Here is a 14,311-nt window from a genome sequence, read left to right on the forward strand (position 1 = left end):
ATTGTGCCCGGACACCTACCGCATTAGGAGAACTACTATTGTCACCCCGGTGCTACATACCGCTGTGAACCGACTACTGGAGAGCGCGTTTCTGCTGGCCGAGCTGCATGAGTTCGACGAAGACCCGGTTGTATTCCTCCGGCTGGGCGACCTGGTCAATCCGGTGCAGCTCGGATTTGAGGTTTGACTCCCTCCGGTTGATGGAATGAGTCCTGATTGTGCTCAGGATTTGCTGGGCGAAATGCTCGTCGAGTTCTCCATAGAACTTGATCTCCTCTACACCCAGGCGCGTGACGAAATCGCGTTGTGCGTCATTGGGAGCGGCGTCCCGCAGAGTCAGCGCCCACGTCTCGGGATCGCCCACCGCGGCGATGCCGCCCTGCTGCCGGATGAGCTGGAGCACCGCGCGGTGCTGGGGAACGGTGAAGTCCTCGTCCGTGAGGGTGTCGAAGCCCCGGGCCAGGTTGGGGAGCTTGACCGCGATCTTGAGGGCCTCCCGCTCCCGCTGCACCGACGGGTCGCGCAGGTCGTAGGGGGCGCTCTGGGCGTCGGGGGTGGGCACCGGCGCCCGGGGCGCGGGCCGGGCCCCGCCCTGGCGCATGTGCTGGCGGACGCGGCGCACCACGAAGGCCTCGTCCAGGAACCCGAGCCAGCGGTCCAGGTTCTTGGCGTAGGCCTCCCGGGTGCCCGCGTTGCGGATGCTGGCCACCACCGGCGCGGCGGCGTCCAGGGCGGCGATCCGGCCCTCCACCGTGGACAGGTCGTAATTCTCGAAGGTCTTGCGGACCATGAACTCGTACAGCGGGGTGGCGTCCTCCACGAGGTCGACCACCGCCTGGGGTCCGTTCTGGAGACGCAGGTCGCAGGGGTCGAGCCCGTCGGGCTGGACGGCCACGAAGGTCTCGGAGGAGAACCCGTGCTCCTCCGCGAAGGCCCGCACGGCCGCCTTCTGCCCGGCCTTGTCGCCGTCGAAGGTGAACACGACCCGGGTCTCGTGGTTGGGCCGCCCGTGCAGCATCCGGCGCAGGATCTTGAGGTGGTCCTCACCGAAGGAGGTGCCGCAGGTGGCGACCGCCGTCGTCACACCGGCCTCGTGGCAGGCCATGACGTCGGTGTAGCCCTCGACGATGACCGCCTTGCCCTGCCGGGAGATCTCCCGCTTGGCGAGGTCCAGGCCGTAGAGGAGACGCCCCTTGTGGAAGATGGGGCTCTCCGGGGAGTTGAGGTACTTGGGGCCGTCCTCCTCGGGGTCGAGCTTGCGCGCCCCGAACCCGACGACCTCGCCGGTCACCTCCCGTACCGGCCAGAGCAGGCGGTTGCGGAACCGGTCGTAGGCCCCGCGCCGCCCCTGGCTGGCCAGGCCGCCCTCGATGATCTCGGCGTCGGTGAACCCCTTCTGCCGCAAATGGTCGGTGAGGTTCTGCCAGCCTCCGGGAGCGAACCCCAGCCCGAACTGCTCGGCGTGCACCCGGTTGAACCCGCGCTCCCCCAGGAACCGCCGCGCGGCGACCGCCCCGGGTGACAGGAGCTGTTCGGAGTAGAACTGGGCCGCCGCCCGGTGCGCGTCCAGCATGCGCTGCCGCTTGCCCTCGTCCCTGCGCGGGGTGCTGCGCCCGCCCTCCTCGTACCGCAGGACGATCCCGGTCTGTCGCGCCAGGGACTCGACCGCCTCCGCGAAGCTGAGGCTGTCGATCCGCTGCACGAAGGAGATGACGTCCCCGCCCTCCCCGCAACCGAAGCAGTTTCCGGTGAGGATGTTGTCTTCCAGGACGAAGGCGTGACCGTTGTCCACAACAGCGCAGAAGACCTCCTCGAACCGGTCGGTGTCCTCCACCGAGCGCACGGTCCAGCCCCTGCGGGCGAACTTCTTCTCCGCACTCGTGAAGCGCAGACGGTGCTCCTCGTGAAGGAGGAACTCCTCGGTCAGGTCCTCGTTGACGAGGTGCACCCGGAAGATCGAGGAGGGCTCCCGGCCGGGAAATCCCTCGCGTACCTGCTCGGTGATGCCGTAGGTGCCGATCCCGAGCCTGGTCGCGACCGCGCGGACGTGCTCCAGCACGGAGCGGTCCGCGCAGTTGAGCAGGACCGTTCCGTCCTTGGCGACGTGACCGTCGGCGGCAAGGTACCCGGCGAGCCACCCGTAGAGGTAGCTGTGGGACTCCTCCAATGACGGCAGGTCCTTGAAGTGCCCGGGCAGGTGGTGGACAAGGATCTGGCGACCGCTCTGCGACGTCTCACTGTTGGGGAACCACTTGAGCAGCGCGGGGTCCTTCTCCACGTCCAGTTGGGCCATGCTGCCGCGCCCGTGGCGGGTGCCGTCACCGAAGGTGATCCCGTGCGCGATACCGAACGGCGAGGGCGTGGTCCGGGTGACCTTGTTCGGCGGGAAGACGTGGGCGAGCCGGTGCTCGGGGCGCAGTTCCTCGGTGGTGACCTCACGCACCTCCGACCGGTCCTTGCCGGACTGCACGAACCACCGGTGCTCGGGGGTGGCGTGGATCTCCTTGTGCTGGCCGTTCCTGCTGAGGGTGAGCCGCATCAGCCGCTGCTCACCGAAGGAGTAGAAGGGAGCCTCCACCCAGGTGGCACTCCTGGTGAGGATCGTGTGTCTGCCCCCGGCCAGCTCCCGGATGGGCCTGACCCCGTCCCGGGTCAGCACCCGGGTCTCCCCCGCCAGACAGTAGAAGAGGTTCTTGGCGGGGGTGACGTTGAAGGAGGGGGACTTCTCGTCGTGGAAGGGGCAGAGCCCCTTGAGCGAGCCACCTCCGGCATTGCGCAGCTGGAGGTACTCACCGATCACGTCAGCGATGGGTGTGCGCTCGCGTACGAGGGCGATGTCTTCGTCTTTGATCCGGCCTGCCACGGTTTTCAGGGTAGTTCTCCCCCGGGACGTTCCGACCACCGTCCACAGGGCGGGTCTCCCAAGTCACCCGTTCGCGGGTGGTCCGGCCGTTCGGAGTGACGGTGATCATCGCGGGGCCCGGCGCCGGGCTTCAGCGTCGGCGCAGGGGTGGCGGTCCGGTGCTGTGGCGCACGCGCAGGCGGGCCGGGACCCGCAGTGGCGCGGCGGTTCCGCGACCGTCGAGCAGGTCCAGGAGCAGACCCACGGCGGCCTCGCCCACCTCGGCGGGGTCGCCGGTGGCGGTGGTCAACGCGGGGACGAGGTGGGCCGCCTCCGGGCGGTCACCGAACCCGGCGACGCTGACCTGCCCGGGAACGCGCAGGCCGGACTCCGCGAGGGCGCGCAGAACGCCGAGGGCGACGAGGTCGTCGGCGGCGAGCACCGCGGTGACCTCCTCCCCCTCCGCGCGCCGGGTCGCGAGTGCGAGTCCGGCGGCGTGACCGGCGTCGGGGCCGGTCCGGGCGGAGAGCTCGGGCACGGGGACCGGTGCCCCGGCCTCCGCCAGGGCGGCGCGCCATCCCCTGGTCCGTGCCGCGTGCCCCGGTGAGCCGTCCGCGACGTGGTGCACGGTGCGGTGTCCGAGCCCGAGCAGATGGCGGGTGAGGGCGCGGGCGCCGCCGAGGTGGTCGGTCCCCACCGCCGCCAGGGGGTGGTGCGGGGTGCCACCGGGGTCGATCACGACGGTCGGGGGCGGGTGGTGGAGGGCGGCCAGCTCCCCCTCCTGGCCGGGGACGAGGGCCACACAGCCCTCGGGAGCGTGTTCCAGCAGGCGTTCGGCCACGGCCGACAGGTCCTCGGGCGCGGCTCCGGCGTACAGCAGGGTGCGGCCGGTGGCGCCCAGGGCGCGTTCGATCCCGACCACCGCGCGGACGGTGTCCGGGTGGTCGGGGACGGTGGTGAGGACGCCGACCAGCGCGGAGCGGCGGGTGACCAGGGCGCGCGCGGAGGAGTTGCGGCGGTAGCCGAGTTCGGAGATGGCCGCGCGTACGCGGGCCTCGGTCTCGGGGAGCACTCCGGGGTGGGCGTTGAGGACGCGGGAGACGGTCTGGTGCGAGACACCGGCCAGCCTGGCGACGTCGTTCATGACGGGGCCGCGTCCAGGCCGTGGGGGCATGCCCTGGTCCCTCGCTCGTACCGGTGCGCTCCTGGGCGCCCGCCACGCGGGCGCCGGGCGCACTGAGCAGTGTGTGCGCTCCCGTGGGGCGCGTCAAGACCGGTGAACGCGATGAATTCGTCCGCCCCTGGTGAGGGGCGTGTCAGCGGACGAGGCGCGTGTGCAGGGCGGTGGCGGAGGTGTCCGTGAGGGAGGCGACCTGGTCCACGACCACGCGCAGGGCCGCCGTGTCGTCGGCGGCGTTCTCGTAAACGGCGCGGAACTGGGGGTCCAGGGATCCGGGCGACCCCCACAGGGCGGCGACCAGTTCGGTGATGGTGCGGCGCTCCTCGGCCTGGTAGGCCCGGGCCTCCTCGCGGGACATGACGAAGTGCGCCGCCACCGCCTTGAGCAGGGCGCACTCCAGGAGGGCGCGGCGCGGCAGGACGAGGTCGGCACGGTAGCGGGTGAGCCGACCGGGGCCGTGGGCGCGGCGGGTGGCGCCCTCGGCGGCGCGGCAGAACCGGCCGATGAGTTCGCTGGTGAGGTTCTTGAGGGCGGCGAGGGAGGCGAGGTCCCCGGTGAACTCGGTGGGCCAGACGGGTTCGGCGAGCAGGTCACCGAGCACCTCGTCGAGTTCGGCCGGTTCGGCGTCGCAGTAGAAGGCGGCGGCGATCCGGCAGACCTCGGCGCGCTGGACGGGGTCGCGCAGGGCGGCCATGCTGACCAGCCCGGCGTGCAGGGCGTCCTCGACGTCGTGCACGGAGTAGGCGACGTCGTCGGCCCAGTCCATGACCTGCGCCTCGAAGCAGGTGCGTCCGACGGGGGCTCCCTCGCGCAGCCAGGCGAAGGCCTCGGAGTCATCGGGATAGCAGTTGAACTTGTGGGTGTCGCCGCCCTCGCCGCGTCTCCAGGGGTACTTGACGGTGGCGTCCAGGGTGGCGCGGGTGAGGTTGAGCCCGGCGCTGCGGCCGTCGGGGTCGATGACCTTGCCCTCCAGGCGGATGAGCAGGCGCAGGCTCTGGGCGTTGCCCTCGAAACCGCCGCACGCGGCGGCGGCCTCGTCCAGGGCGCGTTCCCCGTTGTGGCCGAAGGGAGGGTGGCCGAGGTCGTGGGAGAGGCAGGCGGCCTCGACGAGGTCGGGGTCGCAGCCCAGGGCCTGGCCGAGTTCCCGGCCGATCTGGGCGCACTCCAGGGAGTGGGTCAGCCGGGTGCGCGGGAAGTCGCTCACCCCGGGCTGGACGACCTGGGTCTTGGCGGAGAGCCGACGCAGCGCGGAGCTGTGCAGGACACGGGCGCGGTCCCTCTCGAAGGGGCCGCGTCGCCTGCTCTTACGTGACTCCTGGGAGTAGCGCTCGGTGTCGCGTGCGGTGTACCCGTGGGTGCCGCTCTCCGGGGTCACGGTCTCTCCGGGGATGGTCGTCATGGCCCCGAGCCTACTTCCCGGCAACGACGAATCATGTCATTGGCCCTGGTCAGGCCGCGTTGACACGGATGTCGCTGCTGTCGTTGAAGATCCAGTAGTACCAGAGGGAGGCGGTTTCCCTCGTGATGTACCAGAGCTGGGTACGGCGCTCGATGACGGCGGGTCCGGAGCGCGCGGGCGAGGTGCCCGCCTCGATGCCGTGGTCCGCGGCCATCACCTTGGTGCGCAGGCTGTGCCAGGGGTCGGAGACCAGGATGGCGGTCTCCCAGCCGTTGGACTCGAAGACCCCCTCCATGGCCTGGAAGCTCTGGAGGGTGTCGCTGCCCTCCTCGACCGCGGTGACCCGGTCGGCCGGGACGCCCACCTCGATGAGCCAGTTCCGGCCCGCCGCCGCCTCGGTGAAGGCGTCGTCGGGCTGTTTGCCGCCGACCGTGACGATGTGGGGTGCCACTCCGTCCAGGAACAGGACCTGGGCCTGGCGCAGTCGGGCCTCGAAGACGGGCGAGGGCACGCCGTTGTACTGGCTGGCGCCCAGGACCACGATGGCGTCGGAGGGCGTGCGGTCGTCCTGGCGCGCGGTGTACCAGACCCACCCCCAGGTGCCGGGCGGGATCGCCAGCGCGGCGACCAGGATGAGGGCGAGGATCCAGCGCACGCGGAAACGGCGGCGCCTGCGACGCCTGGGCGTGTGGGTGCGGGGGCCCCGGGGCGGCGGGGTGCGTCGGCCGCCGCGCTCACGCGCGGGCGGCTCCTCGTACGGTTCCTCGAAGGGCGGGTCGAGGGGGTCCTCGTACCCGCCCCCCGGGACGTCGTGGCCGTGGCCGTCGGCGGTGTCCGGGTACACGGGGAGGTCCCGGCCACGGCGCGCCGGGGGCCGGTCGCGGACGAACCTGCGTGTGAAGGCGGCGCCCTGGTCACCGGTGTCGGCCGGGTCGACGCGGCCGAACTCCTGGGTGCTCTCGTCCGGGCCGGTGGGTCCGGGTTCGGGTCGGGTGAACCGCCGGGTGCTCTCGGCGGCCGGGACGGCACCGGCCAGTCCGTCCCGGGAGAAGACCTGTGTGGCCTCGTGGTCAGCGGGGGCCGTGGCCGGGTCGTCCCACGGCTCGTCGCCGCGACCGTCACTCGCCGTTCGCACCGGCCCACCTCCGCTTGGTTTGGATCATGACGCGGTACCCCCACTGGGACGCCCGGCACCCACCGCGGGTTCGTGGTCTCCCCATGTGAGCGGGGACACCGGGAAGGGGGAGCCGACGTGGAACGGGTGGCCGGTGGATACCCGGAGCCCCGACTGAGTGGAGGGGGATCGGGGCGTCGTGCTCGGGAGCGTACCGACGTCGAAAATATATCACGAAAAGGTCACGGTTGACTTTTCCGTCGACCTCGGCCGTGACGCCCGATTCTAGTGTCCCCGACCCCGTGGAACGCCCGTGGCGGCGCCCTTGGCACACGGGCGCCGCCACGGGCGTTCGGTGGGCCGCTACACGGCGCGCCCGGCGGCCCGCCCGGCCTCCAGACGGGCCACCGGCACCCGGAACGGGGAGCACGAGACGTAGTCCAGCCCCACCTGGTGGAAGAAGTGCACCGAGGCCGGGTCGCCGCCGTGCTCACCGCACACACCGAGCTTGATGCCGGGCCGCGCGGCGCGTCCCTCCTCGGCTGCGATGCGGACCAGGCGGCCCACCCCGTCCACGTCCAGGGACTCGAACGGCGACACCCCGAAGACGCCCTTCTCCAGGTAGGCGGAGAAGAAGGAGGCCTCCACGTCGTCACGGGAGAAGCCCCACACGGTCTGGGTGAGGTCGTTGGTGCCGAAGGAGAAGAACTCGGCGTGCTCGGCGATCTGCCCCGCGGTGAGCGCGGCGCGGGGCAGTTCGATCATGGTGCCGACCGGGAAGTCCAGCTCCATGCCGTTCTCCTCCCCCACCTCGCGCAGGACCCGCAGCGCGTCGTCCCGGATGATCTCCAGTTCCTGCACCGTGCCCACCAGCGGGATCATGATCTCCGGCCGGGGGCTGCCGCCCGCCCTGATCCGGTCCACAGCGGCCTGGGCGACGGCCCGCACCTGCATGGTGAACAGCCCCGGGACGACCAGCCCGAGGCGTACCCCGCGCAGCCCCAGCATCGGGTTCTGCTCGTGGAGCCTGTGTACGGCCTGGAGGACGCGCAGGTCGTTCTCGTGGCTCTCGCCCCGGGCCTCGGCCACCGCCACGCGCACCGAGAGTTCCGTGATGTCGGGCAGGAACTCGTGCAGCGGCGGGTCGAGGAGGCGGACCGTGACGGGCAGCCCGTCCATGGCCTCCAGGATCCCCCCGAAGTCCTCCCGCTGGAGGGGCAGCAGGGCGTCCAGCGAGTCCTGCTGTTCGTCGGGGGTGTCGGCCAGGATGAGGCGCTCGACCAGCTGGCGGCGGTCACCGAGGAACATGTGCTCGGTGCGGCACAGGCCGATGCCCTGGGCGCCCATGCGGCGGGCGCGGGCGGCGTCCTCGGGGGTGTCGGCGTTGGCGCGCACGTACAGGCGGCGGGCCGCGTCGACGTAGTGCATGAGGCGGTGCACGGAGCGCACGAGGTCGTCGGCCTGGTCGGAGGCGGGGTCGATCTCCCCCTCGAAGTAGCGGACCACCGGGGAGTCGACGACCGGTACCTCACCGAGGTAGACCCGGCCGCTGGTGCCGTCGATGGAGATGACGTCGCCCTCCTCGACCACCTCGCCGCCCGGGGCTGTCATGCGCCGGTTCTTGGTGTCGACGTCGAGTTCCTCGGCCCCGCACACGCAGGTCTTGCCCATCCCCCGGGCGACCACGGCGGCGTGCGAGGTCTTGCCTCCCCGGCTGGTGAGGATGCCCTCGGCCGCGATCATGCCCTCGAGGTCGTCGGGGTTGGTCTCGCGGCGGCAGAGGATGACCCTCTCCCCGCTGCGCGACCACTTCACGGCGGTGTAGGAGTCGAAGACGGCCTTGCCGACGGCGGCCCCGGGTGAGGCGTTCATGCCGCGCCCGAGGTGGTGGACGTCCTCCCCTGCCGTGGCCTCGTCGTCGAAGCGGGGGAACATCAGCTGGGCGAGCTGGTCGCCGGTGACGCGCTGGACCGCCTCGTCCAGGCCGATCATGCCCTGGTCCACGAGCTGGTCCGCGATGCGGAAGGCGGCCGCCGCTGTGCGCTTGCCCACGCGGGTCTGGAGCATCCACAGCCTGCCGCGCTCGATGGTGAACTCGATGTCGCACAGGTCGCGGTAGTGGTTCTCCAGGGTGTCCATGATCCCCAGGAGTTCCTCGTGGCTGCGGGGGTCGATCCGCTCCAGCTCGGTGAGGGGGACGGTGTTGCGGATGCCCGCCACCACGTCCTCGCCCTGGGCGTTCTGGAGGTAGTCGCCGTAGACGCCGGTCTGCCCGGTGGCGGGGTCGCGGGTGAAGGCCACGCCGGTGCCGGAGTCCATGCCGAGGTTGCCGAAGACCATGGAGCAGATGTTGACGGCGGTGCCGAGGTCGGCGGGGATGCGCTCCTGGCGGCGGTACAGCACGGCGCGGGGGGCGTTCCAGGAGTCGAAGACGGCCCTGACCGCGAGGTTCATCTGTTCGCGGGGGTCGGCCGGGAAGGGGCGTCCGGTCTGCTCGGTGACGATCTCCTTGAACCGTTCCACCAGCTGGCGGAAGTCGGCGGCGTCCAGGTCGAGGTCGTCGGTGATTCCCTTGGCGGCCTTGAGCTCGTCGATGGCCTCCTCGAACAGGTCGCCGTCGATGTCCTGGACGGTCCGGCCGAACATCTGGATGAGGCGCCGGTAGGAGTCCCAGGCGAAGCGCTCGTCGCCGCCCTGCGCGGCCAGGCCGACCACGGACTCGTCGTTGAGGCCGATGTTGAGGACGGTCTCCATCATGCCGGGCATGGAGAAGCGGGCTCCGGACCGCACGCTCACCAGGAGGGGGTCGTCGGGTTGGCCGAGGCGGCGCCCCATGGCCTTCTCCAGGTCCTTGAGGTCGGCCTCGATCTCGGCGTCGAGCCCGTCGGGAAGGGCACCGTTCTCCAGGTAGTGACGGCACGCCTGCGTGGTGATGGTGAAACCGGGGGGAACCGGGAGACCGATGTTGGTCATCTCGGCGAGGTTGGCCCCCTTGCCGCCGAGCAGGTCCTTCAGGTCCTTGTTGCCCTCGGTGAACTTGTAGACGTACTTGGTCACGGGGGTGCTCCCTCGTTCTCTCGCGGCCGTTCGGCGTGGGGTCGGCCCCTGTTGGGCGCGACCCTATCCACAGTCCGCACAAGCGCCCCTCCATGAACCACCCTGTTTCGACATAGTGCCTGTTCATGGAGGTTAAAGAGGTCTATACCAATGGTCCAGGACCAGAACACGTCCCCCACCCGCGAGAACGAGTACACCGAGGCGACTCCGACCGTGACTTCGCTGGTCACGGCCGCTCGACCACACCCGGCCCACGGCGCCGACCGGGCTCGAACGGGCCGGAACCGGAACACGACCAATCCCCTACCCCACCCCTCCCCCGGGAGCGCACTGTGCCGCGCGACACAGCATTACCATCAAGTAACCTACGCATCCGTAAGTTAGGCTTCTCGGTGTGGCCCGCCATGGAGCGGGGTCGCTGGATCTGAGGGGTGCGAACGGTGTCGAAGGCGCGGGAGACAGGGAGCGTGCGAGCCGCTGCGGCCGCCGGGGACCTGCTGGAGGCGGTCAAGCCCCGGCTCCGGGGATGGCTTCATCTGGGGACCGCCCCGCTCGCCCTGGCGGCGGGCATCGTCCTGGTGGCACTCTCCCCCACCGCACTCGCCATGGCGGCCAGCGCGGTGTACGCGCTCAGCTCGGTGCTGCTGTTCAGCACCTCGGCCATCTACCACGTGGGCCGCTGGTCACCGCGCGCCCAGCAGGTCCTGCGCCGCATGGACCACTCGAACATCTACCTGATCATCGCGGGCACCTACACGCCGTTCATCATGCTCGTGCTGGAGGGCACCCTGCGCACGGCCATGCTCGCGCTGGTCTGGGGCGGGGCGATCGCCGGGGTCACGTTCAAGCTCCTGTGGCTGAACGCTCCGCGCTGGCTGTCCACCGCCCTCTACCTGGCCATCGGCTGGGTCGCGGTGCTGTTCATCCCGGACCTGGTCAACGGCACCCACCCGGCCACCTGGATCCTCATCCTCGTCGGCGGCGTGCTCTACAGCGTCGGCGCCGTGGTCTACGGGCTCAAGCGGCCCGACCCCGCGCCCCGGTGGTTCGGGTTCCACGAGATCTTCCACTCGCTGACCATCGCGGCCTTCGTCTGCCACTACATCGCGGTCTCGTTCGTCGTCTACACGGCCACCTGACCGACGCGGACGCCCCCGGTCGGCGGCCGGTCCCCCACGGGGCCCGGCCGCCGACGGATGTCAGGCGAAGGCGAACAGCGGCGGGAACACCAGCACCACCACGGCGGCCCACACCGCGTAGACCGGCAGGTAGGCGGTCTGCCACCGCTCGACGGCCGCGAACGGTCGCGTGCCCCGCACGAAGCCCAGCAGCAGCCACGCCGACCACGCCAGGTGCACCAACAGCACGAGGTTCAGGCCGAGCGCCGCCGTCTTGTTGGCGGTGAAGCCGAACTCCGCGATCCGGGTGAGCATGGCCGTCAGCGCGACGGCGTTCACCGCCAGCGCCGTGCCCACCAGGGCCAGCTGGAGCCAGTCGAAGGCCCCCGGCCGGAGCAGCGGGTCGCGCGCCGAGATCGAGTAGAGCAGGAGGAACAGGACCAGCACGAGGACCGCGTCCATCACGATCAGCAGCTCGCGGTCGACGCTGGCCAGGGGTCCGTTCACCAGCATCGCCACGAGGTCGGCGACCAGCATCAGCAGCGCCAACGGGGTGAAGACCTTGGTCAGGACCGGCGTGATGTTCTCCACCACGCTCTTCTTGGCCTCCACCAGCCACGCGGCCACCAGCAGGGACCCCGGCACGCCGAACGGCACGAGCCAGTCGGCGAAGAACGGTCCGATGTCGACCTCGGCCAGGCCGAGCACCGCGGCGGTCAGGCCCACCAGGACCAGGGAGCCCAGGGCGATCAGCACGAGGTACATCACGAGCTCGCCGGTGAACCGCACGAAGTCCATCCGCCGCTCGTGGGAGCGCCACCGGCCGCCCGTGTGCAGCACCCCCACGAGCAGCCACAGGAGGATCGGCGCGTGCGTCAGGGCGAGGACGAAGGTCATCCCGGGCACCGGGTAGGGGCCGGGGGTCTCCTGGAACGGGTAGAGGTTGACCGCCAGGGCCGGAACCGCCGCGAGGGCCGCCGTCAGAGCGCCCACCTGCCAGGGGGCACGGCGCTTCCAGGCGAACCACCCCGCCAGGAAGGGCAGGACCACGAAGGGGAGGTTGCGGGTCACCAGCAGGCCCTCGACCGAGGTCTCCAGCAGCTTGACCGCCGCCCCCGCGCCGAGCGCGAAGAGCAGCGTCACCCCGAGCTCGCGCCAGCGCGACGCACCGGACTCCTCCTCGGCGTCGGGGACCAGGACCAGCTGCTTCCAGAGCCGGTGGGAGTGTTCCCGCGCGAACTCGCGCGAGACCGCGTCCAGGCCGCCCATGCGCTTGACCGCGACGAGGAAGGCCTCCTCGCTGTCCAGACCGCCCGACTCCAGCTCGGTGATCTGCTCGCGCAGGTGGTCCTCCATCTCCTCCACGTCCGGGGCGGAGATGGCCCGACGGCGGGTCACGAAGCCGCGCCACTGGTCGATCTGTTCCTCGAGCACGTCACCGCGCGCGTTCTCGCCCGTCACGCGAACCCTCCCGCCGGAGCCGGACCCGGGTACTCGGGGCGCGGCACCGCCGACCAGACCCGCCGAAGCGCCTCCTCGACCACGCTCCACTGTTCGCGCCGCTCGGCCAGCGCCTCCAGCCCCGCTTCGGTGATCGCGTAGTGCTTGCGGCGTCTGCCCGTCTCCGACCTGCCCCAGGACGCCCGGACGAGGCCGTTGCGCTCCAACCGGTGCAGCAGCGGGTACAGCATCCCGTCCGTCCAGTTCATCCGCCCGTCGGAGAGCTCGTTGACCCGTTTGACGATCGCGTAGCCGTAGGACTCGCCCTCGGACAGGATTCCCAGGACCATCGGGGTGGCCGAAGCGGCCACCAGGTCCTTGTCTATGTGCATGCGTGTCCTCGTACCTCGGTGTTCCGACGCGAGGTACCCTAGCAGCTCTAGGCATAGCTGTTCTAGGCATGATGGTCGCGGGCACGACGACCCGGCCGCTTCCGGTCGTCACGATTTACTCACGCGATGGGACAACCGGGCCGAAACCGCCCCACCGGCCCCGGGTGCTGACGTTAGGTTGAGAGCCGGTGCTCCGGCCGTGTGCGGCCGGGGCACCGAAGAGACGGTCGGAAACCACATCCCCCCGGGTCCGGCCGTCTCTGCTGTTCCACCCGAAGCCCGGAGAACGCCGAACGGCCGCCCCTCCCCTGGTCGGGGAGGGACGGCCGCGGGTGTCGCGGGCTCCGGAGCTAGCAGCCGGGCAGGCGCTCCAGCAGGTACATCTCCACGCGGTCCAGGGACACGCGCTCCTGCGACATGGTGTCGCGCTCGCGCACGGTCACCGCGTTGTCCTCAAGGGTGTCGAAGTCCACCGTCACGCAGAACGGGGTACCGATCTCGTCCTGGCGGCGGTAGCGGCGGCCGATCGCGCCGGCGTCGTCGAACTCCACGTTCCAGCGCTTGCGCAGCAGGGCGGCGAGGTCGCGGGCCTTGGGCGAGAGGTCGGCGTTGCGCGAGAGCGGCAGCACGGCGGCCTTGACCGGCGACAGGCGCGGGTCCAGACGCATCACGGCGCGCTTCTCCAGCTTGCCCTTGGCGTTGGGCGCCTCGTCGACGTTGTACGCGTCCAGCATGAACGTGAGCACCGCCCGGTCGACACCGGCCGCGGGCTCGATCACGTAGGGGATGTAGCGCTCGTTGTTCTCCTGGTCGAAGTACGACAGGTCGACACCGGAGGCCTCGGCGTGCGTCTTGAGGTCGTAGTCGGTCCGGTTGGCGACGCCCTCCAGCTCGCCCCACTCACTGCCCTGGAAGTTGAACCGGTACTCGATGTCCACGGTCCGCTTGGAGTAGTGGGAGAGCTTGTCCTGGGGGTGCTCGTACAGCCGCAGGTTGTCCTTGGCGATGCCCAGGTCCAGGTACCACTGGTGGCGCTGGTCGATCCAGTACTGGTGCCACTCCTCGTCGCTGCCCGGCTTGACGAAGAACTCCATCTCCATCTGCTCGAACTCACGGGTCCGGAAGATGAAGTTTCCGGGAGTGATCTCGTTGCGGAAGGACTTGCCGATCTGGCCGATGCCGAAGGGGACCTTGCGGCGGGCGCTCTGCTCGACGTTCTTGTAGTTGATGAAGATGCCCTGCGCCGTCTCCGGACGCAGGTAGGCCAGGCCCTTCTCGTCCTGGACCGGGCCCAGGTAGGTGCGCAGGAGACCGTTGAACATGCGCGGCTCGGTGAAGGAGGCCTTGGCGCCGCAGTTGGGGCAGGCGATCGCGGCCAGGCCCTCGGCGGGCTCCTTGCCGTGCTTCTCCTCGTAGGCCTCGATGAGGTGGTCGGCCCGGAAGCGCTTGTGGCAGGACTGGCACTCGGTGAGCGGGTCCACGAAGGCCGTCACGTGGCCGGAGGCCTCCCAGACCTCACGGGCCAGGATCACGCTGGAGTCGAGGCCGACGATGTCGTCCCGCTCCTGCACCATCGAACGCCACCACTGGCGCTTGACGTTGTTCTTCAGCTCCACGCCCAGGGGGCCGTAGTCCCAGGCGGCGCGCAGACCTCCGTAGATCTCGCTGGAGGGGTAGACCAGACCTCGGCGCTTGGCGAGGTTGACCAGTGCGTCCATTGCCTCTGACTTGGCGGCCATGGGGTGACTCTCCATCCGGCTGGCGGTCGG

General features: G+C 70.6%; 9 protein-coding genes. 1 reads left to right on the forward strand and 8 read right to left on the reverse strand.

What is annotated here, in order from left to right; all coding sequences use genetic code 11:
• Positions 1-73: 73 nt before the first annotated feature.
• The 5 genes from dnaG to ppdK all read right to left on the reverse strand — a co-directional run bounded on the left by dnaG (position 74) and on the right by ppdK (position 9,592).
• Complete coding sequence (dnaG, locus tag AC0VYM_RS20990) at positions 74-2,863, reverse strand: DNA primase (protein ID WP_475454753.1); 2,790 nt, start codon at positions 2,861-2,863, stop codon at positions 74-76.
• Positions 2,864-2,993: 130 nt separating this feature from the next.
• A complete protein-coding gene (locus AC0VYM_RS20995; RefSeq protein ID WP_475454755.1) occupies positions 2,994-4,016 on the reverse strand; it encodes a LacI family DNA-binding transcriptional regulator in 1,023 nt (340 codons plus the stop codon).
• Between the two features lie 142 nt (positions 4,017-4,158).
• A complete protein-coding gene (locus AC0VYM_RS21000; RefSeq protein ID WP_475454757.1) occupies positions 4,159-5,421 on the reverse strand; it encodes a deoxyguanosinetriphosphate triphosphohydrolase in 1,263 nt (420 codons plus the stop codon).
• Positions 5,422-5,470: 49 nt separating this feature from the next.
• Positions 5,471-6,556 carry a YdcF family protein gene (locus AC0VYM_RS21005; RefSeq protein WP_475454759.1) on the reverse strand — a complete coding sequence of 362 codons (1,086 nt, stop codon included), beginning with the start codon at positions 6,554-6,556 and terminating at the stop codon, positions 5,471-5,473.
• Positions 6,557-6,898: 342 nt separating this feature from the next.
• Positions 6,899-9,592 carry a pyruvate, phosphate dikinase gene (gene ppdK, locus AC0VYM_RS21010; RefSeq protein WP_475454761.1) on the reverse strand — a complete coding sequence of 898 codons (2,694 nt, stop codon included), beginning with the start codon at positions 9,590-9,592 and terminating at the stop codon, positions 6,899-6,901.
• 467 nt (positions 9,593-10,059) lie between these two features.
• Here ppdK and trhA point away from each other — a divergent pair, with 467 nt between their 5' ends.
• Positions 10,060-10,731: a PAQR family membrane homeostasis protein TrhA gene (trhA, locus tag AC0VYM_RS21015; RefSeq protein WP_475454763.1), complete on the forward strand. Its 672-nt coding sequence runs from the start codon at positions 10,060-10,062 to the stop codon at positions 10,729-10,731.
• 60 nt (positions 10,732-10,791) lie between these two features.
• Here trhA and AC0VYM_RS21020 read toward each other — a convergent pair whose 3' ends face one another.
• From AC0VYM_RS21020 to AC0VYM_RS21030, 3 genes are all read right to left on the reverse strand, one after another.
• On the reverse strand, positions 10,792-12,171 hold the full coding sequence (locus AC0VYM_RS21020) for a permease prefix domain 1-containing protein (protein ID WP_475454765.1): 1,380 nt from the start codon (positions 12,169-12,171) through the stop codon (positions 10,792-10,794).
• Positions 12,168-12,542 carry a PadR family transcriptional regulator gene (locus AC0VYM_RS21025; RefSeq protein ID WP_475454767.1) on the reverse strand — a complete coding sequence of 125 codons (375 nt, stop codon included), beginning with the start codon at positions 12,540-12,542 and terminating at the stop codon, positions 12,168-12,170. Before AC0VYM_RS21025 ends, AC0VYM_RS21020 begins: the two co-directional genes overlap by 4 nt.
• A gap of 350 nt (positions 12,543-12,892) precedes the next feature.
• Entirely contained in the window at positions 12,893-14,281 is a 1,389-nt protein-coding gene (locus AC0VYM_RS21030; RefSeq protein ID WP_475454769.1) for a glycine--tRNA ligase, read from the reverse strand.
• Between the last annotated feature and the right edge of the window lie 30 nt (positions 14,282-14,311).

Source organism: Nocardiopsis sp. iso_237 (genome assembly GCF_056173345.1).